General features: G+C 66.9%; 21 protein-coding genes. 10 read left to right on the forward strand and 11 right to left on the reverse strand.

All coding sequences use genetic code 11. From position 1 onward, the window contains the following. Positions 1-2: 2 nt before the first annotated feature. Genes QNN98_RS08825 through QNN98_RS08835 form a run of 3 tightly spaced genes read right to left on the reverse strand, consistent with a single transcriptional unit; the run spans position 3 to position 2,088 of the window. Positions 3-683: an energy-coupling factor transporter transmembrane component T family protein gene (locus QNN98_RS08825; protein WP_227911345.1), complete on the reverse strand. Its 681-nt coding sequence runs from the start codon at positions 681-683 to the stop codon at positions 3-5. Beyond that, positions 680-1,432 carry an energy-coupling factor ABC transporter ATP-binding protein gene (locus QNN98_RS08830; RefSeq protein WP_283996844.1) on the reverse strand — a complete coding sequence of 251 codons (753 nt, stop codon included), beginning with the start codon at positions 1,430-1,432 and terminating at the stop codon, positions 680-682. The genes QNN98_RS08825 and QNN98_RS08830 overlap by 4 nt, the downstream gene beginning before the upstream one ends. Further along, positions 1,432-2,088, reverse strand: a complete 657-nt coding sequence (locus tag QNN98_RS08835) for a biotin transporter BioY (protein ID WP_283996845.1) — start codon at positions 2,086-2,088, stop codon at positions 1,432-1,434. The genes QNN98_RS08830 and QNN98_RS08835 overlap by 1 nt, the downstream gene beginning before the upstream one ends. Before the next feature lie 257 nt (positions 2,089-2,345). Between QNN98_RS08835 and QNN98_RS08840 the strand changes: the two genes are divergently transcribed. Next, entirely contained in the window at positions 2,346-3,944 is a 1,599-nt protein-coding gene (locus QNN98_RS08840) for an ABC-F family ATP-binding cassette domain-containing protein (protein ID WP_227911348.1), read from the forward strand. Here QNN98_RS08840 and QNN98_RS08845 read toward each other — a convergent pair. From QNN98_RS08845 to QNN98_RS08860, 4 genes are read right to left on the reverse strand one after another with little or no spacing between them, the layout of a single operon-like run. Continuing rightward, on the reverse strand, positions 3,941-5,065 hold the full coding sequence (locus QNN98_RS08845; protein WP_227911349.1) for a winged helix DNA-binding domain-containing protein: 1,125 nt from the start codon (positions 5,063-5,065) through the stop codon (positions 3,941-3,943). The genes QNN98_RS08840 and QNN98_RS08845 overlap by 4 nt on opposite strands. Positions 5,066-5,122: 57 nt before the next feature. Then, entirely contained in the window at positions 5,123-5,995 is an 873-nt protein-coding gene (locus QNN98_RS08850) for an SURF1 family cytochrome oxidase biogenesis protein (RefSeq protein ID WP_227911350.1), read from the reverse strand. Next, positions 5,996-6,292 (reverse strand): hypothetical protein, encoded by a 297-nt coding sequence (locus QNN98_RS08855; RefSeq protein ID WP_227911351.1) that lies wholly within the window; start codon positions 6,290-6,292, stop codon positions 5,996-5,998. Between the two features lie 9 nt (positions 6,293-6,301). Continuing rightward, positions 6,302-6,709 carry a DUF3099 domain-containing protein gene (locus QNN98_RS08860; protein WP_283996846.1) on the reverse strand — a complete coding sequence of 136 codons (408 nt, stop codon included), beginning with the start codon at positions 6,707-6,709 and terminating at the stop codon, positions 6,302-6,304. Between the two features lie 126 nt (positions 6,710-6,835). Here QNN98_RS08860 and QNN98_RS08865 point away from each other — a divergent pair, with 126 nt between their 5' ends. Together QNN98_RS08865 and QNN98_RS08870 are read left to right on the forward strand one after the other, a co-directional pair. Continuing rightward, positions 6,836-7,564: a beta-ketoacyl-ACP reductase gene (locus tag QNN98_RS08865; protein WP_227911353.1), complete on the forward strand. Its 729-nt coding sequence runs from the start codon at positions 6,836-6,838 to the stop codon at positions 7,562-7,564. 119 nt (positions 7,565-7,683) lie between these two features. After that, positions 7,684-8,439 (forward strand): SDR family oxidoreductase, encoded by a 756-nt coding sequence (locus QNN98_RS08870; RefSeq protein ID WP_227926303.1) that lies wholly within the window; start codon positions 7,684-7,686, stop codon positions 8,437-8,439. On the opposite strand, the gene serB is transcribed toward QNN98_RS08870, so the two are convergent. Beyond that, complete coding sequence (serB, locus tag QNN98_RS08875) at positions 8,436-9,341, reverse strand: phosphoserine phosphatase SerB (RefSeq protein WP_283996847.1); 906 nt, start codon at positions 9,339-9,341, stop codon at positions 8,436-8,438. The two genes, QNN98_RS08870 and serB, sit on opposite strands and share 4 nt — an antisense overlap. A gap of 127 nt (positions 9,342-9,468) precedes the next feature. On the opposite strand from serB, the gene QNN98_RS08880 reads away from it, so the two are divergent. The 6 genes from QNN98_RS08880 (at position 9,469) to QNN98_RS08905 (ending at position 14,146) form a co-directional block, all read left to right on the forward strand. After that, on the forward strand, positions 9,469-10,257 hold the full coding sequence (locus tag QNN98_RS08880) for an ABC transporter ATP-binding protein (protein WP_283996848.1): 789 nt from the start codon (positions 9,469-9,471) through the stop codon (positions 10,255-10,257). Between the two features lie 13 nt (positions 10,258-10,270). Next, complete coding sequence (locus QNN98_RS08885; protein WP_283996849.1) at positions 10,271-11,074, forward strand: TrmH family RNA methyltransferase; 804 nt, start codon at positions 10,271-10,273, stop codon at positions 11,072-11,074. Positions 11,075-11,440: 366 nt separating this feature from the next. Then, positions 11,441-12,148 carry a hypothetical protein gene (locus QNN98_RS08890; protein ID WP_227926300.1) on the forward strand — a complete coding sequence of 236 codons (708 nt, stop codon included), beginning with the start codon at positions 11,441-11,443 and terminating at the stop codon, positions 12,146-12,148. A 131-nt stretch (positions 12,149-12,279) separates the two neighbouring features. Then, positions 12,280-12,537 (forward strand): type B 50S ribosomal protein L31, encoded by a 258-nt coding sequence (locus QNN98_RS08895; protein WP_227911359.1) that lies wholly within the window; start codon positions 12,280-12,282, stop codon positions 12,535-12,537. A 113-nt stretch (positions 12,538-12,650) separates the two neighbouring features. Next, entirely contained in the window at positions 12,651-13,730 is a 1,080-nt protein-coding gene (lplAB, locus tag QNN98_RS08900; RefSeq protein WP_227911360.1) for a lipoate-protein ligase LplAB, read from the forward strand. 77 nt (positions 13,731-13,807) lie between these two features. Continuing rightward, on the forward strand, positions 13,808-14,146 hold the full coding sequence (locus QNN98_RS08905; RefSeq protein WP_227911361.1) for a cupin domain-containing protein: 339 nt from the start codon (positions 13,808-13,810) through the stop codon (positions 14,144-14,146). A 52-nt stretch (positions 14,147-14,198) separates the two neighbouring features. On the opposite strand, the gene pepN is transcribed toward QNN98_RS08905, so the two are convergent. Both pepN and QNN98_RS08915 read right to left on the reverse strand, forming a co-directional pair. After that, positions 14,199-16,808, reverse strand: a complete 2,610-nt coding sequence (gene pepN, locus QNN98_RS08910; protein ID WP_283996850.1) for an aminopeptidase N — start codon at positions 16,806-16,808, stop codon at positions 14,199-14,201. 54 nt (positions 16,809-16,862) lie between these two features. Beyond that, positions 16,863-17,918: a YeiH family protein gene (locus QNN98_RS08915; protein ID WP_227911364.1), complete on the reverse strand. Its 1,056-nt coding sequence runs from the start codon at positions 17,916-17,918 to the stop codon at positions 16,863-16,865. A gap of 103 nt (positions 17,919-18,021) precedes the next feature. Between QNN98_RS08915 and QNN98_RS08920 the strand changes: the two genes are divergently transcribed. Then, positions 18,022-20,778, forward strand: a complete 2,757-nt coding sequence (locus QNN98_RS08920) for a cation-translocating P-type ATPase (protein ID WP_283996851.1) — start codon at positions 18,022-18,024, stop codon at positions 20,776-20,778. Here QNN98_RS08920 and QNN98_RS08925 read toward each other — a convergent pair. Further along, positions 20,767-22,215, reverse strand: coding sequence for an SDR family NAD(P)-dependent oxidoreductase (locus QNN98_RS08925; protein ID WP_227911366.1), 1,449 nt, complete (start codon positions 22,213-22,215; stop codon positions 20,767-20,769). The two genes, QNN98_RS08920 and QNN98_RS08925, sit on opposite strands and share 12 nt — an antisense overlap. Positions 22,216-22,367 lie beyond the last annotated feature (152 nt).

The raw sequence follows: 22,367 nt of genomic DNA on the forward strand, positions 1-22,367 counted from the left end.
GATTATCCCTGACGGCCAGCATGCTTCCGTTTGGAGGGCTGCTGCGGCGTTGGTTCACCCAACCCACGGGCGGCCAGTGCTTCACCGGTCTGGTGGGCATACGCCACCGCCCGGATGACCACGGGCACCGCCAATGCCCTCGGGTTGCGTTCCAGTCCCCGGGCCATTGCTGATTGGCGGACTTCGCCTGCCGAACCGAGAAGGAACGGAAGGCTGCGCATCATCAGGGCAAGCGTCAGGGCGAACCGCTCCGGGTCCGCCCCCAGGCACTTCAGGGGCCGGGCCAGCGCTGCCAGCCCGTCCATCAGTTCCTGGGGCGCCGTGGTCAGCGTCAACAGCCGGGCGGCTACTACGCACAGCACTATCCGGCCGGTGACCAGCACTGCCGCAGCCGGTCCTTCCATCCACACCTGGACCGCAGCCAGCAGGACCAGCAGCGGCCACATCAACCGCAAGGGCACCCACAACTCCCGCACCATCCGTGCCAGGACATAAAGCCCGGCCACCAGCACCGCAGCGGAGGCCTGCACCACAAAGGATGACGAGGCGAGCACCACCGCGGAGAGCAGCACCAGGACTACAGCCTTCAGGGCTAGCGGTGCCCTGTGCAGCAGGGAGGTTCCGGTCCGGTATCCGCCCGTCAGGAGCGCGGCTGAAGCCAGCCCGGCTGAACGCCTCTTCACCTCAGGTCCAGCGCCATCGCACGGTATCTGGCGACAGCCTCCCCGGGGTCGCCGTCGAACACCACCCGTCCGCAGTCCATCATCAGCACCCGATCTGCGTCGGCAGCAAACTCGAGGTCATGGGTGGTGTAGATGACTTGCTGCGGCAGCCCGGCAAGCGTCCTGCGCAACCGGGCCGTGTTGCGCAGGTCCAGGAGGGTGCTCGGTTCATCCGCCACGAGGACCGCCGGCTCAACGGCCAGGACCGAAGCAAGTGCCATCAGCTGGCGTTCGCCCCCGGACAGGTCGTAGATGCTGCGGTCCGCCAGGGGGAGAAGGCCGAATGAATCCAGCCGTTCCTCGGCCGCCGCACGGCGCTCGGACCGATTGCGTACGGACGCGCGCAGGGAAAGCTCGACGTCGTCCCTGCCGGTGGGCATCACCAGCTGGGCCAGCGGATCCGTGAAGACAAACCCCACCCGCCGCCGCACCGCAGCACCCTGGCGCTCAGTATCCAGGCCGTCCACGGTGACGGTTCCGGTATCGGGCAGCACCAGACCGTTGATCAACTTCAGGAGGGTGGATTTCCCCGAGCCGTTGGCACCGATCACCGCCGTACGGGGGTTGGTGAACTGCAGCGAGAAGGGACGCAGGATCGGCTCGGCGCCACTCCCGCCGCCAGTCCCAGCGCCACTCCCGCCGCCAGTCCCGCCGCCAGTCCCGCCGCCGGACGGCAGCACCGAAACATTGTCCAGGGCAATACGTGCCATCAGGGGCGCCGCCGGGTGGCCGGTGCCATGCGGGGGAACGCCCTGAACACACTGACCGCCACCGCCGCGGCGAGCATGTTCTTGAGGACGTCGCCGGGCCAGAACGCTATATCCGTAACCAGGGCGCCGGAAAAGGGCAGGTGGGCATTAACCATGAGCCCGGCAATGCCTGCAGGGTGGACCACGAGGAAACTGGTGGCCAGCCCGGCAGCGAACAGCAACGGGAACCGTGCCCGGTTCGCCCGCCGCAGCACAATACCGGCAAGGGCGCCCGCAACGGCTGCAGCCAGCGGGAAGGAGAGCAGGTAACCGGCAGAGGGGCCGGCCAGCACGCCCAGGCCGCCGCGGAAGCCGCTGAAGACGGGCAATCCGGCCAGACCCGCGAGCAGGAACAGTCCTATGGCTGCTGCACCGCGGCCGGGGCCGAGGAGGATTCCCGTCAGTATCACCGCCAGGGTCTGCAGCGTGATCGGCACCCCTGAACCCAGCGGAATGCCGGGCAGAACCGAGAAGGCAGCCGTAAGTGCGGCGAAAACAGCAATCAGGGACAGGTCGCCGGGCTTCCATCCCCGCTGCCTGCGGCGGACTGCCGGCGGGGGTGAACCCTCGGCAGCAGCGCTGGTGGAACTCGGTGCATCAAGCGGTGTGTTGTCCATCGCAGCTCTCTCGTCTGGGGAAGAAATCGGTACGGTCCTGCGTTTTGAACACTAGTGGCGGGATGACGGGATTCCATTGGAGGTTTTCTACAAACCGGCCATGGCGGCTACACTGGGAAGGCTGATCCGGCCAACAAGGCCTTGCCACCGGTCACTGTGACCGTTCCCGCCTCGGTGGATTCCCACCCGGTACGAGGCCCGCGCACCGCGCAGCGTTATATCTGCAACACCTATAAACCCTTCGAAAGGTCCACTGAGTGATTTCCGTATCTGGTCTCGAGCTGCGCGCAGGCGCACGCCTTCTCATGGAAGCGGTTTCGTTCCGTGTGGACAAGGGAGACAAGATCGGGCTGGTGGGCCGCAACGGTGCCGGCAAGACCACTCTCACCAAGGTGCTGGCCGGCGAGACCCTCCCGGCGTCCGGCAGCGTCAAGCGCGTCGGCGAGATCGGCTACCTGCCCCAGGATCCGCGCACACCGGACATGGACCAGCTGGGCCGGGACCGGATCCTCTCCGCCCGCGGCCTCGACGTCGTTTCCGCGCAGCTGAAAAAGTGCCAGGACGAGATGGCCAGTGATGATCCGAAGATTTCGCAGAAGGCCATGAACCGCTACGACCGGCTCGAATCCGAATTCCTGTCCGCCGGGGGATACGCCGCCGAATCCGAAGCTGCCACCATCTGCGCCAACCTGGCCCTGCCGGACCGGCTGCTGAACCAGCCGCTGAAGACCCTTTCCGGCGGTCAGCGCCGTCGTGTGGAACTGGCCCGGATCCTGTATTCCGACGCCGACACCATGCTCCTCGATGAGCCCACCAACCACCTCGACGCCGATTCCATCGCCTGGCTGCGCGAGTTCCTGAAGAACCACACCGGTGGCCTGATCGTGATCAGCCACGATACCGAGCTGCTCGAAGCCACCGTCAACAAGGTCTTCAGCCTGGATGCCAACCGCGCCACCATCGACATCTACAACATGGACTGGAAGCGGTACAAGGTCCAGCGCGAGACAGACGAGCGGGCCCGTAAGCGGGAGCGTGCCAATACCGAAAAGAAGGCCGGGGTCCTGCTTGCCCAGGCCAACAAGATGAAGGCACGTGCCTCCGGTGCTTCTGCTGCCCAGAGCATGCTCAAGCGCGTGGACCGGCTGCTGGGCGGGCTCGACGCCGTCCGCGCCAGCGACCGTGTGGCAGCACTGCGCTTCCCGGATCCCGCACCCTGCGGCAAGACCCCGATGATGGCCGAGGGCCTGAGCAAGAGCTACGGTTCGCTGGAAATCTTCACCGACGTTGACCTGGCCATTGACCGCGGCTCCAAGGTGGTCATCCTGGGCCTGAACGGTGCCGGAAAGACCACCCTGCTGCGGATGCTGGCCGGCGTGGATAAGCCGGACACCGGAAAAATCATCCCCGGCCACGGCCTGAAGGTCGGGTACTACGCCCAGGAGCACGAGACCCTGGACACGGACCGGACGGTCCTGGAGAACATGCGTTCTTCCGCCCCGGACATGGACGACGCCGAGGTGCGCAGCGTTCTCGGTTCCTTTATGTTCAGCGGCGACGACGTGGAGAAGAAGGCTGGTGTCCTCTCCGGCGGTGAAAAGACCCGTTTGGCGCTGGCCACCATCGTGGCCTCCTCCGCCAACGTGCTGCTCCTGGACGAACCCACCAACAACCTCGACCCGGCTTCGCGTGCCGAGATCCTGGGCGCCCTGAGCAATTACACGGGTGCAGTGGTGATGGTCAGCCACGATGAGGGCGCCGTGGCAGCACTGAACCCCGAGCGCGTGGTGCTGCTGCCGGACGGCGACGAGGACCACTGGAACGAGAACTACCTGGAACTGGTGACCCTGGCCTAGGAGCCGTTCCCGGGAGATTCCCGAAAACTCCCGTACTCCTGGACCGCCCGCTCCAGTTCGGCAGGGTCGAGCCCAACAGGATCCGAATCAACGTCCCGGCGTCCGGGCATCAGGAACGGCTCCACGTCCACCGTGGAGCCGTTCCTTTCCCATATCCCGGCAATCCGCCCGTCCACAAGCAGCACGTTCCGGAACAATCCGTTTTTCGCCGGGCCCACCACTGCGCGGTGCTCCGCGGCCATGATCAGATCCCGGTCTGCGTAACCGATGTGGTATTCGTCAAAACCCGGCAGCAGGCGTACGCCGCCTGACCGGCCCGTTTCCTGCTCCTCGAGGAGTTCCGGCGCCACCCACCACCGGTCCTCCCCGCGGGCAGGCTCCGCGGCCGTCAGCGGCGTGATCCGGTCTCCGGCCACTTCGAAGGCACGCCTGGCGTCGCGCAGTGTGAGCCCGCTCCACCAGGCCAGGTCCTGCGCCCGCACCGGGCCGTGACCCTGCACGTAGCGGACCGCCAGCGTCGCCAGGGCATCATCGCGGGGCAGGGGAGCGGCCGGGGAAATGACCCGCGCATAGAGCTCAAACATGGCTGTCTTGCCTGCCGGCGGAGCGAACACGATGACCTGTGACTGGGCCAGGAACCGCAAGACGTGCGACGCCGCAGCACTGTCGGTCAGTCCGCCCGCAGTAGCCAGCACTTTCACGAGTACGGACCGGGCCGCAGGACCGCCGCTGAGGGCTTCGGCCACGGCGCGCGTGCACCGGTCCAGGATTTCTTCGCTCACTCCGGCGGCCCGGCGAAGGCCCGCCTGCTGGGCGTTGGCCCGGGGTCCGAGCAAGGGTACCAGCCATGCAGCATCGACGGCGCGCACCAGGTGTTGGGTCCCGCGCATGGTCCAGGTGAGAACCAAGCCGCGCCCGGCAATGGCTGCGCGGACACCGGATTCGGTGCCGCCGACGGTCCGCTGGCCTATGCTCCACGCGGCTCCGGCGGCGTTTTGGGCCTGCACCGCCAGCAGCCGTCCCACGGCATCAGCGGGGGAGGCAGCCTTGGCTGCCGCCAGCCCGGAGGCGGCCAGCCGCAGGCGGCGCAGTTCCCGGCGGGTCGAGGGGAGCGTGGTCATGGCTCCGGATCGTACCGGAAACTCCATGCCCCCAGCTGCCTGGAACCCGGCTGCCTGTTAGAACCCCTGCGCGTCCAGGATTGCGTCTTCCTCTTCTTCGCCGGTTGGTCCGCGCTTTTTCCGCGGCGGACGACGGCGGGACGGAGTCGGATTGGCGGCGATGATTTCGTCGTCGTCGTCCTCGTCATCCTCGATCCCGTCGTAATAGCGGTTCAGGGCTTCCTGACGGGCGGCGTATCCCAGGCCCAGGAACATCATCAACGCGAACCCGTACCACTGCAGTCCGTAGGACAGGTGCAGGCCTTCATCCACTTCCGGCCGCGGCGCAGCTTCGGGGACAACGGCCGTGCGCGGATCTTCGCTGGCCATCAGCCCGTAGGAGCCCTCGTGCAGCGGGTACTCCAGTTCGTCCGCAAACGCGGAAAGGTCAATCGACGCGAGCTGGCCTTCGGGAGCCCTGCGAGTCAGCTCCGGCTCGGCGGCCTTGACCCGGGCAACAACGCTGACCCGTCCTTCCGGCGCAGCCGGAATGCTGTCCGGGTGCCCCGCTTCATCGTCGCCGATCGGCAGCCAGCCGCGGTTGACCGCCACCGCCGTGCCGTCGTCGAGCTTGAGCGGCACCAGCACCTCGTAGCCGGGCCGTCCCTTCAGGGGCCGGTTCCGTACAATACGCTGCTCCGAGGAATCGTAGGTGCCCTCCAGGGTCACGGGCAGCCACTCGGCCGATTCGTCGAACCGGTCGAAGTACTTTCCGGCCTCCGCGTACGCAACCGGGGCGGCGTCGTAGTTGGATTCGATGCGCGCACTGTCGGCCAGGGACTCCGTACGGCGGTCCATCTGCCACAGGCCCAGTCCGACGCACGCGGCAGCCAGGACGCAAACCATCACAAGCCAACCGAGCCAGCGGGCGGATAAAAGGAAGCGGTACATCTACAGGGCTCCGCTTTGGGTGCCGGACGCCAGTGGGAGGGTTTCTTTCCACAGGCCTCTGGTGCGCAGGTAGTCCTCCAGCCAGTCGCGGTGCTCGCTGCAGGAAAGCCAGGTCTTTCGGCGCTCGGGGGTGTGGATGCGGGGGTTGTTCCACAACAGCTGCCACGCCGCTTCCTGCCGGCAGGCCTTGCGGGAGCAAATTGGGGTGCCTTCGGGGCCGGCCGGCGCCCCGGATTCGGAGCGGGTACCGGAGTGCGAGCCGGAGAGGCCGCCGGATAGTGAGTCCAAGAGGTTCATGCGCTGGGCTTAGGCCTTGTCGTCGTCGTCGTCGTCATCATCAGTGTTCTCTACTATCTCGCCCGGCACCACGGAGGTCTCGGGGGATTCTTCGGTGTGTGCGGTGTCCGGCGGCGGAGCAGGAGCGTCAATAGCTGCAGCCGGAGGCTGGTTGATCATGGCGTCGGAGGCCTGCATGTTGCGGGTGTCGGCGCCGCCGTTGGCCATGATGACAGCGAAATAGGGCAATACCACTGCACCGGCAATAACCACCCACAACAACCAGCCGTGAACGAAGAACAGCAGGAAAAGGCACACCACGCGGATGCCCATCGACACGCCGTACTTGATCATGCGGGCATGCATCTCATCGGTGTGCGGGTTAGGCGCGGCGGTGATCCGGGGAACACTGTCCCCGCGATTTGTGTCCTTAGCCATCTATAGCAGCCATCACTCTCCAAACAGGTTCGTCCATTCTCTCACTAGCGGGGGCGTTGCAGAAGTTGAATCCGCCGCACGTAGGATCGAGGCAACCCCCATCACAGGCTGAAAGAAGGAAGATCCGTGCAAAGCACCCCAGAAAACGAGTCCGGCCGCAGCGTCCTGGTGACCGGCGGAAACCGCGGTATTGGGCTGGCGATAGCCCAGGCATTCCTGGCCGCGGGAGACCGGGTGGCCATCACGTACCGCAGCGGCGACGTTCCCGAGGGGATGCTGGGCGTCAAGGCCGATGTGACAGATATGGCATCCGTGGACGCGGCCTTCACCGAGGTCGAAGCCGCACACGGGCCGGTGGAGGTGCTGGTGGCCAACGCGGGTATTACCCGCGACACGCTGCTGCTGCGGATGAGTGAAGAGGACTTCGCCGACGTCATCGACACCAACCTCACCGGCGCTTTCCGCGTGGTCAAGCGTGCTTCCAAGGGCATGCTCCGGATGAAGAAGGGCCGCGTGGTGCTGATCTCCTCGGTGGTAGGCCTCTACGGTTCGCCCGGCCAGATCAACTACGCCGCGTCCAAGGCCGGCCTGATCGGCATCGCCCGGTCCCTGACCCGCGAACTGGGCTCCCGGAACATCACGGCCAACGTGGTGGCTCCCGGCTTCATCAACACGGACATGACCCGTTCCCTGCCCGAGGACACCCAGAAGAACTATCTGTCCTCCATCCCGGCCGGCCGGTTCGCGGAGCCCGAGGAAGTGGCCGCCGTCGTCCGCTGGATTGCAGGCGAGGAAGCAGGCTACATCTCCGGCGCTGTCATTCCGGTGGACGGCGGCCTGGGCATGGGGCACTAAGTACCGTAAGTCTCCGGCCCGCATTCGTTGGAGGTTTCCTCAACTGCCTGCGGGCCGGACGGCTGGCAGGATGGGAGTCGGAGCGAGATGCTTAGACACTTTCTACAAAAGGAGTTTGTATGGGCCTGCTTGAGGGCAAAGCCGCGGTTGTTACCGGATCATCGCGCGGAATCGGCGCCGAGGTAGCCCGCTTCCTGGCAGCCGAGGGTGCCGGTGTGGTGGTCAACTACCGCCAGAAGGCACCGCGGGCCAACAAGGTGGTGGCCGGCATTGAGGCCGACGGCGGCCGGGCTGTGGCAGTGGGCGCCGACCTCACCGTTCCAGAAGGACCGGCTGCTCTCGTGGCCGCTGCGCAGGAGAACTTCGGCGGACTGGACGTCCTGGTGCTCAACGCCTCCGGCGGCATGGAGACCGGCATGGAGGAGGACTACGCGCTGAAGCTCAACCGCGACGCGCAGGTCAACATGCTCACCCAGGCCCTCGAGGCCATGCCCGCCGGCTCCCGCGTAGTGTTCGTGACCAGCCACCAGGCGCATTTCATCGCCTCGGTTCCCACCATGCCGGAATACGAAGCTGTTGCCTTGAGCAAGCGTGCCGGGGAAGACGCGCTGCGCGCGATGCTCCCGCAGCTTGAGGAAAAGGGGATCTCCCTCGTGGTGGTCTCCGGTGACATGATCGAGGGAACCGTCACCGCAACCCTGCTGGACCGGGCCAACCCCGGCGCAATCGAAGCCCGCCGGGAGGAAGCAGGCCGGCTGTACTCGGTCGCTGAGTTCGGTGCCGAAGTGGCACGCATGGCCACCGCCGATGTTCCCTCCGGCCACACCGAGTACGTGGGCGGCGCCGACTACCTCGCGGCCGGCGAGAACGCCTAGAGCTTCACGAAGTGCTGCACCACGTCCAGGTTGGGCAGGTTCAGCACGGCATCTGCGGCGGCCTGCACTGCCGGCTGGGCGTTGAACGCCACGCCCAGCGCGGCCGCCGCCAGCATGTCCAGGTCATTGGCGCCGTCGCCCACGGCAATGGTGTGTTCCGGTGATACACCCAGTTCACCGGCCCATTCGGCCAGTGACCGGGCCTTGACCGCACGGTCCACCACTTCGCCGGCCACCGCTCCGGTCAGCACACCGTCCTTGATGTCCAGCATGTTGGCGCGGGCGAAGGTCAGTTGCAGGCGGGCAGCCAGCGGATCGAGCACCTGGCTGAACCCGCCGGACACCACTGCCACGCCGTGTCCTGCGGCCAGGAATTCCTTCACCAGCACCTCGGCGCCTGCGGAGAGCTCAATCCGGGTACCCACCTCGTCTATTACGGAAGCGGGGAGCCCGGCCAGATTCTTCACCCGTGCGTGCAGGCTGGCGGCGAAGTCCAGTTCGCCGCGCATGGCGGCCTCCGTGACGGCTGCAACCTCTGCTTCCCGCCCTGCATGGGCGGCCAGCAACTCAATGACTTCCTGGCGGATCAAGGTGGAGTCAACATCCATCACCAGCAGCTTGCGGGCCTCTTCAAGGAGCGACGGCGGCACCACTGCGGTCTGCTCCCCACCGTTTTTCTGCGGCACCGCTGCCGCAGCGGCCGCAACGGTGCGCCGCAGCCTGGCTGTCCCGCCGTCGTACGCGACAAAAAGCTTGGACACCGTATAGCCGTCCCCTGCAGCGTTCTCCAGCTCTAGGATCCGCGCCCCGATCCCGGTCACTGCGGCCTGCACCGAGCCCAGGTAGGCATCTGACAAGTCGCGCCCATAGCTGACGACACTGTACTCGGGGGTGTTCGGCATGGCATCCGTTCTGCTTGGTCCGGCATCGGGTACCTGTGCGGTACCGGGGCATGCGGGCCGCATTGCACCGGCCGCTGCGGCGTATCGTTTCGCCAATGTCCCTTTCTTTAGCCTAGTGTCTAGTGCTATGAGTGATGTTCTTGAATTTGCCGGCGTGAGCGTGGTTCGCGGCGGTAAGACCCTGTTGGACGGCATTGACTGGCAGGTCAAGGAGGGGGAGCGCTGGGTCATCATGGGGCCCAACGGTGCCGGAAAGACTACGCTGCTGCAGATAGCCGGCGGACGCATGCACCCCACCCGCGGTGTTGCGGGAATCCTCGAAGAAGTTCTGGGCGCGGTGGACGTTTTTGAACTGCGCCCCCGGATCGGCCTCGCATCCGCGGCCCTGGCCGGCCAGATTCCAGAAGACGAAACTGTCCTGAACGTAGTGGTGACCGCCTCCTACGGCGTAACCGGGCGCTGGCGCGAGAAGTACGAGAAGCTCGACGAGCGCCGTGCCTTCCGTCTCCTGCATGACTGGGGAATGTCCACGTTCCTCAACCGCCGCTTCTCCTCGCTGAGCGAAGGTGAGCGCAAGCGCGTGCAGATCGCCCGTGCCCTCATGACCGACCCGGAGCTGCTGCTGCTGGACGAGCCGGCTGCCGGGCTGGACCTCGCCGGCCGCGAGGACCTGCTCTTCCGGCTGGGCGAACTTGCCCGGGACGAGGAAGCGCCCGCCATGGTGCTGGTGACCCACCACTTGGAAGAGGTCCCCACCGGGTTCACCCATGCCCTGCTCCTGCGCGACGGCGGGGTGGTAGCGTCCGGGCCCATTGAAGAGGTCTTCACCGAAGAACACCTGAGCACCGCTTTCGGTCTTCCGCTGGACCTGAAGCGCGACGGCGGCCGTTACTCGGCCACCGCGCGCCGCAGCTAAGGCCAGTGCAGAGGTGAGCCTTCAGTACCTGCAGTCCGGCGCCGATCCGCGGGTCAGCGACTACACCTCCCTCACGGATACCTCGCTTCGGCGGCGCCGCGAACCGGAGGAGGGCATGTACATTGCCGAGTCCTCCAAGGTCCTGCGCCGCGCAGTCGACGCCGGCCACCGCCCGCGTTCCTTTTTCCTGGCCGAGAAATGGCTGCCGGACCTGCAGGACATCCTGGACCGTTTCCCCGATGTCCCCGCCTTTGTGGGTACGGCGGACGTTTTGGAGGAGATCACCGGATTCCATCTGCACCGCGGCGCCCTGGCGGCCATGGAACGGCCGGCTCCGCTGGAGCTGGACGCGCTGCTGGCAACCGCCCGCCGGGTCGCGGTCCTGGAAGACATCGTGGACCACACCAACATCGGGGCAATCTTCCGCTCTGCGGCGGCGCTCCAGGTTGATGCCGTACTGGTCACGCCCCGCTGCGCGGACCCGTTGTACCGGCGCGCCATCCGCGTGAGCATGGGAACCGTCTTCCAGGTTCCGTGGGTCCGCCTGACCGACTGGCCCGGACAGCTTGAACAGCTGCGCTCTGCCGGTTTTGCCACCGCAGCCCTGGCCCTGCGCGAGGATTCCCTGACCCTGGACGAACTCAGTGCCCGTCGGGATGAACGCCTGGCCCTGGTCCTGGGGACCGAGGGGGACGGGCTGGCCGAATCCACCTTGGCTGCTGTGGACCTGGCCGTGCGGATTCCGATGAGCGGCGGCGTGGACTCGCTCAACGTGGCAGCCGCCAGCGCCGTGGCTTTCTGGGAGTGCCGGCCCTAACTACACACCGGCTCCAGCTACACACCGGACCCGAACTGCTCTTACCCTCGCGCGCCCCAAGTGCCAGACTGTGCCCAGCCACCATCCCCCTGAGCATCCACCGGAGCCGCCATGGAATCCCGGACCCGACTGGGCACGGTCCTTGCACTGTGCGCAGTACTGCTGCTGCCGCTTTCAGCATGCGGACCGACGGCGGAACAGCTCCGGGAGCGCGCTGCTTCGCCTTCCGCTACTCCGCAGCCGGCCCGCACCGCACCGCCGCGGACAGCTGACCCGGGCCCGGACCCGAGCCCGCCTCCAGCCCCGGCACCCGCACCGGAGAGCCCACCGCCGGTGCGGGTGGGAGTAGCCGGAAACCAGATAGGCATGGCCCCGGCAGTGCAGGATGCCTGCCAGTGGCTGCTGCGGGTTGATCCCGAACCGATGTCCGGCACTGAAGCCGGAAGCTGTGTGGCCGCGGCCATCACGGCCGGCGGCGGCGGTGTGCAGACCCTGTCCACCGGCACCAGCTGGCTGCCCGCGGGGGAGTACACCGTCACCTTCGGCACGGTTCCCGCTTTCACCATGGACCTGCACGGTCCCGCGGCCGCCGGTGCTGTGCCCGGCAGTACAGGCACGGACAGTGCGGCAACCGGTGCGGCCCCTGACGGCGCAGGCCTGAAAATCGAAATCCGCGGGGACAACCGGGTGGTGCGGCAGGGCGGGGAGGATATTTCTGCGGACCGGCGCGGCTCCCCGGAACAGGCCTACGCCGCCGTGCTGGCCGATGCCGCCGAGCTGACGGTCCGGCCCGAGCGCGTGGCTGCGATGCTGTCGGCGGCGGAAACGGTGGAGGTGGAGTACGGGGCCGTGCTGGCGGGGGCCGCGTACACGCGCATCAGCGGCAGTTTCAGCAATGCTGCGTCCGACGGCGCGGAACCGGCTTCCCTGGCGGTGATCCCCGAGGGCACGTTCTCGCTGTATCTGGATGACTACTACCGACCGTCCCGGATCGAGATTGCAGGCCTGAACCAGGGGATCCCCTCGCTGTTGACGGCGGTAAACACACAGTGGGGCACGCAGCCGCTGTCCTGACTCGCGGTTGCAGGTGTTTCCTGCCGGCCCGGTAAGTGCGGTAGTATGGGTTGCTGGTCGAAACACCGGCCAATAAAGCTTTTAACCCACCTGTGCCTGGCAAAATCCAGGCACCAAAAGAAGGTAAAACTGTGAAGTCTGATATCCACCCCAAGTATGCTCCGGTTGTCTTCCGTGACCTCGCGTCCGACACCGCTTTCCTGACGAGCTCCACCGCCACGTCCTCCAAGACGATCGAGTGGGAAGACGGAAACACCTACCCGCTCATCGAGGTGGAAATCTCCTCCGCATCGCACCCGTTCTACACGGGCAAGCAGCGCATCATGGACTCCGCCGGCCGCGTCGAGCGCTTCAACGCCCGCTTCAAGGGCTTCGGCGCTAAGAAGTAACGTTCGGAAGAACAGCAGTACTTGGAGGAAGGTCCGCCGGCATCAGCCCGGCGGGCCTTTCCCCGTAGTGGGGGACCGCCCGGTCCCGGCACCGGTCAAGATGAGGAGTTGTGATGGCAAGCGCGGATGGAAGCTTCAGCCGGCGGCACGGCGAGTACAAGGTCCCCGGCGGCAAGCTCGTTGTGGTGGACCTCGACGTCCGTGACGGACGCCTTGCAGACGTGTCCCTGGGCGGTGATTTTTTCCTGGAACCCGATGAGGCGCTGCTCGACATCAACGCCGCCCTCGAGGGGCTGCCCGCGGAAACAGGCTTCGGCGACATAGCCGCTGCCGTGCACGCCAGGCTGAGCCCGGACGCCGTGCTCTTTGGCTTCTCTCCGGAAGCCGTGGCGACGGCAGTGCGGCGCGCACTGGGGAAGGCCACCGGCTGGGGCGACCACCAGTGGGAAATCATCCCGCCCACCCCGCTGTCCACGCACATGCACGTGGCCATGGACGAAGTCCTGGCCGAGGAAGTGGGCGCAGGCCACCGGAACCCGACGCTGCGGTTCTGGGAGTGGGAAACTCCGTCCGTAGTGATCGGCAGCTTCCAGTCACTGAAAAACGAGGTGGATCCGGCCGGTGCCGAACGCCACGGCGTGACCGTTGTGCGGCGGATCACCGGCGGGGGTGCCATGTTCATGGAACACGGCAACGCCATCACGTACTCCCTGTACGTGCCCCAGTCCCTGGTGGACGGGCTGAGCTTCGCCGATTCCTATCCCTTCCTTGACGCCTGGGTGATGGAATCCCTGAAGAAGCTGGGCATCCAGGCTTGGTACGTGCCGCTGAACGACATGGCCACGGACCAGGGCAAGATCGGCGGTGCCGCGCAGAAACGCTTCAGCAGCGGTGGAATGCTTCACCACGTCACCATGTCCTACAACATCGACGCCGACAAAATGGTGGAGGTGCTGCGCATCGGCAAGGAGAAGCTGTCCGACAAGGGCACCACCAGCGCCAAGAAACGCGTTGATCCGCTCAAGCGGCAGACCGGGCTTTCGCGGGAGGAGATCATTGCGACGATGATCGACACCTTCACCGCCCGCTACGGCGCAGTCCAGGCCGGAATAAGCGATGAAGAGATGGACCTGGCGGAGCAGAAGGTCAAGGAAAAGTTCGACACCGCCGAGTGGCTGAACCGGGTTCCCTGACCCCGGCAGCACCCGGCAGCACCCGGGGCGCGGCAGCCCGGTTACCCTGCCGCGTCCGGAGTGCCTAGACTGCGGGCATGGAGAAAAAGTCCCTTACCGCCCTTGTCCGCCAGCAGATGGAAAGGGCTCACTCGGCCGCCAGCGGCCGCAGCGCCTCCACGGTTTACGGCGGGCACGAGCATGTCCTGCGGCAGACCGTGATTGCCCTGCGGGCAGGGTTTGTCCTGGACGAACATGAAAACCCGGGCGAAGCCACTGTTTTCGTCCTCAAGGGACGGGTCAGCCTGGTCTCCGACGGCGCAACCTGGGACGGCTCCGCCGGAGACCTGCTGATTGTGCCGCAGGCCCGCCATTCAGTGCGGGCCCTGGAGGACTCGGCCATCCTCTTGACCGTCGCCAAACCGCAGCTGGCCTGAGGAACATACCCCAACTGGGCCCCGTCCCTACTGGGCCCAGCAGCGACGGGGCCTACAGGCCGGCTGCCTGGACCCGCAGGGAGCGCAGCAGCTGGTCCTGCTGTTCAATGATGATCCTGCGCAGGGCACCCGGCGCGTCCGGGTGCTGCTCCAGCCATTCCACGGATTTCTGCACCACCGGGTGGTCAGCCGGTGCGGTTCCCGGAGCCGCATCCTGGCCGCCGGGGTAGAGTCCGCCCACTACGCGGGAGGCCAGCTCGATGCTGCGGCTGGACCATACACCCGTGAGGGAGGCAAAGTAGTCCGGGATGTAGCCGTCCAGCAGCTCGTGGCTGCCGAGTCCGAACCCGGTGATGGTGGCGGAGAGCAGTTCATTGGACAGTCCGTTCGAGTGGACGGCGGCCTGCCACGCAGCGTCCTTCACCGCCGGATCCGGGAAGGCCGCGGCTGCCGTGGTGTGTCCCACCCGGCCCGACGCCGTGTTGTCGCGTTCCAGCTCCGCATCCAGTTCCGCCCGGGTGGCGGATCCGGTGGCTGCCAGGGCAACCCACAGCCGCCAGCGCAGGTCCGTGTCGACGGTGAGCCCGCTGATCCCGGCGCTGCCCTCCAGCAGGCTTCGCAGCAGCTCGGCGGAGCCTGCACTGCGCTGCCCGGCGGCGGCAGCCGCCCGTGCCCAGATAACCTGCCGGTCACTGCCCGCCGGTGCCGCACGCAGCTGCTCGGTAATGCAGGCACCGAACTCCCTGCGCAGCTCTTCGCGGCGCGAAGCCGGTGCGTAGTATTCAATGGCGCTGCGCGCGTTATCCAGCAGTACGTTCAGCACGCCCGCACCGGTCTCATGCGGGGCCACCCTCTGCACCAGGTGCACATAGTCCCGGGCGCTGAGCACACCGTCGCGGACGCTGTTCCACAGCGCGGACAGGGCGATGGCCCGGGCCAGGGGATCGGCGAGCAGGTGCAGCGACTCCACCAGAACGGCCAGCGACGCCGGATCAAAGCGGATCTTGGCGTAGGTCAGGTCTTCATCGTTGAGCAGCAGCACCGCAGGACGCTTCCGCCCGATCAGTTCGGGCACCTCGGTGCGGGTCCCGGCTACGTCCAGTTCAACGGTGTCGGTGCGGGCCAGGAACCCGGCGCCGTCAAAGTCGTACAGCCCGATGCGGAGCCGGTGCGGGCGGGGGACCTGTTCCCCGCTGACCGGGTCCGGTGCGTTCTGGCGGATCACCACTGAGGTGTAGGCGCCGTCGTCGTCGGTTTCAGTCTCCGGAACCAGGACAGGCACGCCGGCGGTCTGCAGCCACTGGCGTGCCCAAAGACCCATGTCGCGGCCGGAAGCGTCGGCCAAGGCGGCCAGCAGGTCGTCGAGGGTGGTGTTGCCGAAGGCATGCTCACGGAAATAGGCACGCGCGGCTTCGATAAACGTCTCGAACCCCACATAGGCCACCAACTGCTTCAGGACCGAGGCGCCCTTGGCGTAGGTAATCCCGTCGAAGTTCTGCTTGGCCGCTTCCAGGTTCGGAATGTCAGCCACGATCGGGTGCGTGGTGGGCAGCTGGTCCTGGACGTAGGCCCAGGCCTTGCGCCGGTTCGCGAAGCTGACCCAGGAATTTGTGAAGTCGGTGGCCCGGTCAACGGCAAGCGCGCCCATGTAGTCGGCGAAGGATTCCTTAAGCCACAGATCGTCCCACCATTTCATGGTCACCAGGTCGCCGAACCACATGTGTGCCATCTCGTGCAGGATGGTGTTGGCCCGGGCTTCATACTGCGCCTCGGTGGCCCGGGAGCGGAAAACATAGGACTCGGTGAACGTGACCAGCCCGGGATTTTCCATGGCGCCGAGATTGTATTCGGGGACAAAAGCCTGATCGTATTTGCCGAACGGGTACGGGTACGCGAACAGGCGGTGGAAGTAGTCCAGGCCCCGCTTCGTGACCGCAAAAATGTTCTCAGGATCGAAGTGCTCTGCGAGCGAAGCACGGCAGTAAGCGGCAAGCGGCACGTGCAGGTCCGTACCGTCGTCGAGTCGGAGGGACCATTCGTCCTCCGCCCGGTGGTACGGGCCGGCCAGCACAGTGGTGATGTAGGTGGAAATCCGCTGGGTGGGAGCGAATTCCCAGCGGGCCAGGCTACCGCCGTCCAGCTCAGTGCGGGCGGTTTCAACACCATTGGAGGCCACCTGCCAGCCGGCCGGGGCGGTCACCGTAAAGCCGAAGGATGCCTTGAGATCGGGCTGCTCGAAGTCAGCGAAAACCCGCCGGGCATCTGCGGGCTCATACTGCGTGTACAAGTAGGTGCGTCCGTCGGCAGGGTCGCGGAACCGATGCAGGCCCTCACCGCTGCGGCTGTACAGGGCGGTGCCGTCCACGGTGACGGTGTTCTGCGGCTGCAGGGCCGGCAGGTGGATGCGGGAACCCTCCAGTGCTTCGGACAGGTCCAGCTCCTTCCCGTTCAGCACTACGGAGCTGACCCCGCCGTGGATGAAGTCCAGGAAAGTTGCGGCTCCGGGCTCGGAGCAGCTGAAGGCAATGGTGCTCCGGGAGCGGAAGCCTTCAGCATCCGGATCTTCGGCATTGCCCAGATCGAGGTGGACGTCATAGGAGGTCACGGACAACAGGCGGGACCGCAGGGCAGCCTCATCGCGGCTCAGGTTCTGGTTAGGCACCTGCCCATTCAATCACTTGAACAAGGTCCCGGACATTTACGCCGCTGCGCCCGCCTAAGTGCCCAGCCCGAATGCCACCGCCAGGCCCAGTCCAGCCACCCAGGCCCAGGCCGCGAGGGCCGCCGCTACGGCCCGGATGCCGGAGGCAAAGAGTGCCTTCACCCGCACGCCGGCGCCAAGCCCGAACAGTGCCGCGGCGAAGAGCAGCTCCTGCAGCACGGCCGCGGCATCCAGCGCGGCAGCGGGCAGCAATCCGGTGGTCCGGACCAGGATCAGTGCCAGGAAGCCCAAGACGAACAGCGGTACCAGCGGCGGCTGTTTGCCGGCCCTGCCATCCCCGCCCGCCTTGCCGGCCTTGCCCGCCCTGCGCGCCAGCAAGCCGGCGGCAGCGGTCATGGGCGCCAGCAGCACTACCCGCGCCAGCTTCACGACGACGGCGGCGGCCAGCGCCGCGGAACCGGCGGTCTGCGCCGTGGCCACCACCTGCCCTACATCGTGCACTGACGCCCCGGCCCAGGTCCCGAAGACTTCCGGGGCCAGGTGCAACAGCGAGCCGGCCAGCGGAAGGGCCGCGATGGCCAGGGTTCCGCACAGCGTGACCAGCGCAATCGGCACCACCGTGTCTTCGGTGCGGGTGCGGCGGACCGCCGCCACGGCACCGATGGCGGATACACCGCAGATCGAGAATCCGGCAGCGATCAGGACCGGTTCCTCACCCGGCAGCCGGAAGAGCCGGCAAATCCCGTACGTACCCGCGAACGCGGCCAGGACCAGGGCCACCACCAACCCCAGGGCGGCCCAGCCCAGTCCGGCAATGTCCACCAGGGAGACCTTCAGGCCCAGGAGCACAATGCCGGTGCGCAGGAACTTCCGGGCAGCCAGGGCCAGCCCGGGCTTCCACGTCCCGGCAGCCTTTGGTGCCGCCCCCGGCAGATTGGCGGCCACCAGCCCCAGTAGCACAGCTGCCGTCAGCACCGGCACAGCGGGCACCAGTGCGGAGATCAGATAGGCGGCGGCGACGGCCGTACCGGCGGCGATGAGTCCGGGGACCAGGGCGGCGCGGCCGGCCGGCGGCTGAGGAACGGGCGGGGGAGGAGCGGAGGATGGCACGGTTACACCCTGCCGCAGTATGCATGCTTTGCCAAAGCGTCCGCCGCCCTGCCCGCGTTGCTACCATGGGTGGCACCATCTTCAAGACCCCTCGGGGGAGCCCATGAGTTTGCAGGCCAACGGCAGCGGTCCCGGTGACACTCCTGCCGCCCCAAACGAGCTGTCCGCCCCTTGGCTGTTTACCGCCGGCCAGGTGGCGTCCGCCCTGGGCACCGATCCGGGCGGCGGCCTCGACGCCGGCCAGGTCCGGGAGCGCGCGGAGCGTTACGGTCCAAACCAGCTCGCTGAAGGAAAACGGGTGCCCGTCTGGCGGAAAATCCTCCGGCTCCTGTCCGACCGGCTGACCGTTGTCCTGATCATTGCCGCAGTTGTCAGCGCGGTGGTCTCCCGCGAATGGGAGACGCCGGTGGTGATCCTGCTGGTGATCATCCTGAACACCGTCCTGAACTACGTGCAGGAGCAGCGAGCCGAGTCCAGCCTGGAGGCGCTGCGCAGTGCATCCGTGGACACCTGCCGGGTGCTGCGCGGGGGAACCCCGGCAACTGTGGAACGAACTGACCTGGTACCCGGCGACGTCGTGCTGCTGGAAGCCGGTGACAGCGTGCCCGCCGACGGGCGGCTGCTCGAAGCCGTGCGGCTGCAGGTGGCCGAGGCCGCGCTGACGGGGGAGTCCAAGCCCGTCAATAAGGGGACAGGGGTGCTGGCGGATCCCCGGCTGCCTCTGGGGGACAGGACCAACCTGCTGTACATGGACACGGACGTCACCCGCGGGCGGGCCGAGCTGCTGGTGACCGGAACCGGCATGGACACCCAGATCGGCACCATCGCCCACCTGCTGGGCAGCACCACCGAGGAAAAAACCACCCTGCAGCGCAGCATCGACCAGTTGGCGAAAGTCCTGACCTACATTGCGTTGGCCGTGGTCGCCCTGGTGTTCGTGCTGGGGCTGCTGCGCGGGGACAGCTGGGAGGACCTGTTCCTGACGGCGGTGTCCCTGGCGGTGGCCACCATCCCGGAGGGACTTACCGCCGTCGTCGCCTTCACTTTGGCGATGGGTGCCTCCCGCCTGGCCGCGCGCGGAGCCATCATCAAGCAGCTGGCAGCAGTGGAGACGCTGGGGAGCACCTCGCAGATCTGCACCGACAAGACCGGCACGCTCACGCTGAACGAAATGACGGTCCGCCGGCTCTATGCTCCGGATGGCCGCCGCTTCCGGGTCACCGGTTCCGGCTACTCCACGGACGGTAAGATCCTCAGCCCGGACGGGCAGCCCGTCCCCGTCCTCACCGAGGCGTACCTGGCGATGGCGCTGTGCAACGACGCGTCGGTGGAGGACGGCCGGCTGACGGGAGACCCCACGGAAGGGGCACTCGTGGTGCTGGCGGAAAAGGGCGGCATCGACGTGGCCGGCGCCCGCTCCACGCACCGGCGCCTTGCCGAGGTGCCCTTCGACTCGGACTACAAGTTCATGGCCACGTTCAACCGGACCTCCGACAGCACCGCCGTGCACTGCAACGTGAAGGGCGCACCCGGCGTGGTCCTTGACCGTGCGGCGTTCCTTATGACCGCGGACGGTCCCGTTCCCCTGGGTCCAGAGGAACGGGCACGCATCAGGCACGACGTCGATGCCCTCGCCACGGCGGGGCTGCGCACCCTGGCAGTGGCGGGACGGGTAATGGATGCACCGCTGCCGGCCGGTCCCGAGGCGCTGTCGGCGGAGGCAGCGAACCTGGTGCTGTACGCCGTCGCGGGCATCATGGATCCGCCGCGGCAAGAGGCCGGCGAGGCGATCGCCCGGGCCCACGCCGCAGGCATAGACGTCCGCATGATCACCGGAGACCACTTGGTTACCGCGTCGGCCATCGCCCGGGACCTGGGGATCGGGGGCCGCGCCGTCGCCGGCACAGCCCTCGATGCCATGGATGACGGGCAGCTGCGCGGGGAAGCCCCCGGGCTCGGGGTTCTGGCCCGGGTTTCGCCCGAGCACAAGATCCGCATCGTCAAGGCGCTGCAGGCAGACGGGTACGTGGTTGCCATGACCGGCGACGGCGTCAACGATGCACCGGCACTGAAGCGTGCGGACATCGGCATCGCCATGGGCATCACCGGCACCGACGTGTCCAAGGGTGCGGCGAAGATGATCCTCACCGATGACAATTTCGCCACCATTGTGGCCGCTGTCGAGGAGGGCCGGGGGATCTATGACAACATCCTCAAGTTCGTCCGGTTCCAGCTGACCACTGCGTGGGGGTTCGTGCTGATCTTCCTGGCCGCTGCCACCTTCGGCTTTGGCGGCGGGGCGCCGTTCACTGCCCTGCAGATCCTGTGGGTGAACATCATCATGGACGGACCGCCGGCCTTGGCGCTGGGGGTGGACCGTACCGACCCAGAGGTGATGAACAGGCCCCCGCGGCGGGCGGACGAGCCGCTGCTGACCGGGCGGCGGATCGCCGTGCTGACCCTGCTGGGCATCGTGATGGCAGCCGGGACCTGCATCGTGCTGGTCGGCGCACCGCACTGGTTCCCCGAAAGTGCCGGCAGCACCAATTTCGCCACCACCATGGCCTTCACCACGTTCGTGTTTTACCAGGTCTTCAACCTGCTCAACGTCCGCTCCGAGACCGGCAGCGTGTTCTCGCTGCGCACCTTCACCAACCGTGCTGTCTGGGTGTCCCTGGCCGCCGTGGTGGTCCTGCAGGTGCTGGTGGTGCAGCTGAGCATCTTCGAGGGATTCTTCGATACCGTTCCGCTCACCTCCGCACAGTGGTTCCTCTGCCTGGCAGTGGGTGCCACTGTGCTGGTGTTCTCGGAGCTCGGCAAGGCGGTGCAGCGGATTGCCGCCCGGCGCCTACCAGGGTGAGGGCTTGTAGTCCTTCAGGAAGACCCCGTACTGGTCCTCACCCTTCTCGCCCATCACAATCGGGTCATACACCCGGGCTGCGCCGTCCACCAGGTCCAGCGGGGCGTGGAAGCCCTCCTCGGCCAGGCGCACCTTGGTGGGGTGGGGGCGCTCGTCCGTAATCCAGCCGGTGTCCACCGCGGTCATCAGGATCCCGTCCGTATCCAGCATTTCCTGGGCACTGGTGCGGGTCAGCATGTTCAATGCGGCCTTGGCCATATTCGTGTGCGGGTGCCCGGGACCCTTGTAGCGCCGGGAGAACTGCCCTTCCATGGCGGAGACGTTCACGATGTACTTGCGCCGGGCGGGCGAGGCTGCCATGGCCGGACGCAGCCGGTTAACCAGCAGGAACGGGGCGGTGACGTTGCACAGCTGGACCTCGAGCATTTCCAGCGGGTCCACCTGGTCCACAACCTGGGTCCAGCTGTTGATCGGCGCCGTGTCAGGCACCAATCCGCCGGCATCGATGGCGGTTCCGGCTTCCATCCGGGCCAGCGAGGAGGAGCCTGCAGTCAGCGCGAGTGAGGTCACGGCGTCGGCGGCCAGCACCGGATGCGCTGCGACCGACCCGGCCAGGGCGGTGGGGTGCGCGTCATAGGTGTGGCCAAAGGTGACCAGTTCCGGCATGGGGCCGTCCGGCAGCGGCGCCAGCTCGGCGTCGGTCAGCGGCCGGTAGGCGTTCGCCGAGCGCCGCACGGTCTGGGCGGCGTTGTTGATCAGGATGTCCAGCGGCCCGGCTTCGGCTACGGATTCGGCCAGGGAGATCACCTGCGCCGGGTCGCGCAGGTCAATGCCTACAATGCGCAGCCGGTGCAGCCAGTCCCCGGAGTCCTCCATGGCCGCAAAACGGCGGGCGGCGTCCTTCGGGAAGCGGGTGGTGATGGTGGTGTGCGCGCCGTCGCGCAGCAGCCGCAGGGCAATGTACATGCCGATTTTCGCCCGCCCGCCGGTCAGCAGCGCCCGCTTGCCCGTGAGGTCGGTGCGGGCGTCGCGCTTGGTGTGGCTGAACGCGGCGCACTCGGGGCAGAGCTGGTGGTAGAAGGCATCCACCACGGTGTAGGGCTGCTTGCAGATGTAGCAGTTGCGCGGCTTCAGCAGCGTCCCGGCGGACGGACCATGCGCTGCACTGGTGAGCTGCGCACCGCGGGTCTCGTCATCAATCCGGTCTGCTGCGCCGGTGGCGGTGAGGGCGACGACGGCGCGGTCCGCGTCCGCCACGGCCGAACGCTTCTCGTTCTTCCGGTGCTTCTTCACCGACTTGAACATTTTGGCGGTGGCCCGCCGGACCGCAACGTAGTCGGGGTCTTCCTCATCCAGGACATGGATGGAGGCCAAGACCTTCAGGGCGGTTTCAATATCTTCCGGGCTGAATTCTTCCGGGACTTCTGGGGTGCTCATGTGGACCTTCTGCTCATCGGCCCCGGCGGATACACGGGACCGGCGCATTGGGTGCGCACTTCGAGGATACCGGAGAAGCAGTCCCGTCCCCGTATCGGGCGCGGGGGCACCGGGCGTATCTCACACCCGGTGCCCCCGGAGGCCGGCAGGAC

Origin of the sequence: Arthrobacter sp. zg-Y1143, from assembly GCF_030125565.1 — a bacterium.
GTDB lineage: Bacteria > Actinomycetota > Actinomycetes > Actinomycetales > Micrococcaceae > Arthrobacter_B.

Excerpts from the sequence above, each read along its gene's own strand:
- QNN98_RS08830 (WP_283996844.1), bottom strand. The coding sequence starts at position 1,432 with ATGGCACGTATTGCCCTGGACAATGTTTCGGTGCTGCCGTCCGGCGGC.
- QNN98_RS08835 (WP_283996845.1), bottom strand. The coding sequence starts at position 2,088 with ATGGACAACACACCGCTTGATGCACCGAGTTCCACCAGCGCTGCTGCC.
- QNN98_RS08845 (WP_227911349.1), bottom strand. The coding sequence starts at position 5,065 with ATGACCACGCTCCCCTCGACCCGCCGGGAACTGCGCCGCCTGCGGCTG.
- QNN98_RS08850 (WP_227911350.1), bottom strand. The coding sequence starts at position 5,995 with ATGTACCGCTTCCTTTTATCCGCCCGCTGGCTCGGTTGGCTTGTGATG.
- QNN98_RS08855 (WP_227911351.1), bottom strand. The coding sequence starts at position 6,292 with ATGAACCTCTTGGACTCACTATCCGGCGGCCTCTCCGGCTCGCACTCC.
- QNN98_RS08860 (WP_283996846.1), bottom strand. The coding sequence starts at position 6,709 with ATGGCTAAGGACACAAATCGCGGGGACAGTGTTCCCCGGATCACCGCC.
- QNN98_RS08870 (WP_227926303.1), top strand. The coding sequence starts at position 7,684 with ATGGGCCTGCTTGAGGGCAAAGCCGCGGTTGTTACCGGATCATCGCGC.
- serB (WP_283996847.1), bottom strand. The coding sequence starts at position 9,341 with ATGCCGAACACCCCCGAGTACAGTGTCGTCAGCTATGGGCGCGACTTG.
- QNN98_RS08880 (WP_283996848.1), top strand. The coding sequence starts at position 9,469 with ATGAGTGATGTTCTTGAATTTGCCGGCGTGAGCGTGGTTCGCGGCGGT.
- QNN98_RS08890 (WP_227926300.1), top strand. The coding sequence starts at position 11,441 with ATGGCCCCGGCAGTGCAGGATGCCTGCCAGTGGCTGCTGCGGGTTGAT.
- lplAB (WP_227911360.1), top strand. The coding sequence starts at position 12,651 with ATGGCAAGCGCGGATGGAAGCTTCAGCCGGCGGCACGGCGAGTACAAG.
- QNN98_RS08905 (WP_227911361.1), top strand. The coding sequence starts at position 13,808 with ATGGAGAAAAAGTCCCTTACCGCCCTTGTCCGCCAGCAGATGGAAAGG.
- QNN98_RS08920 (WP_283996851.1), top strand. The coding sequence starts at position 18,022 with ATGAGTTTGCAGGCCAACGGCAGCGGTCCCGGTGACACTCCTGCCGCC.
- QNN98_RS08925 (WP_227911366.1), bottom strand. The coding sequence starts at position 22,215 with ATGAGCACCCCAGAAGTCCCGGAAGAATTCAGCCCGGAAGATATTGAA.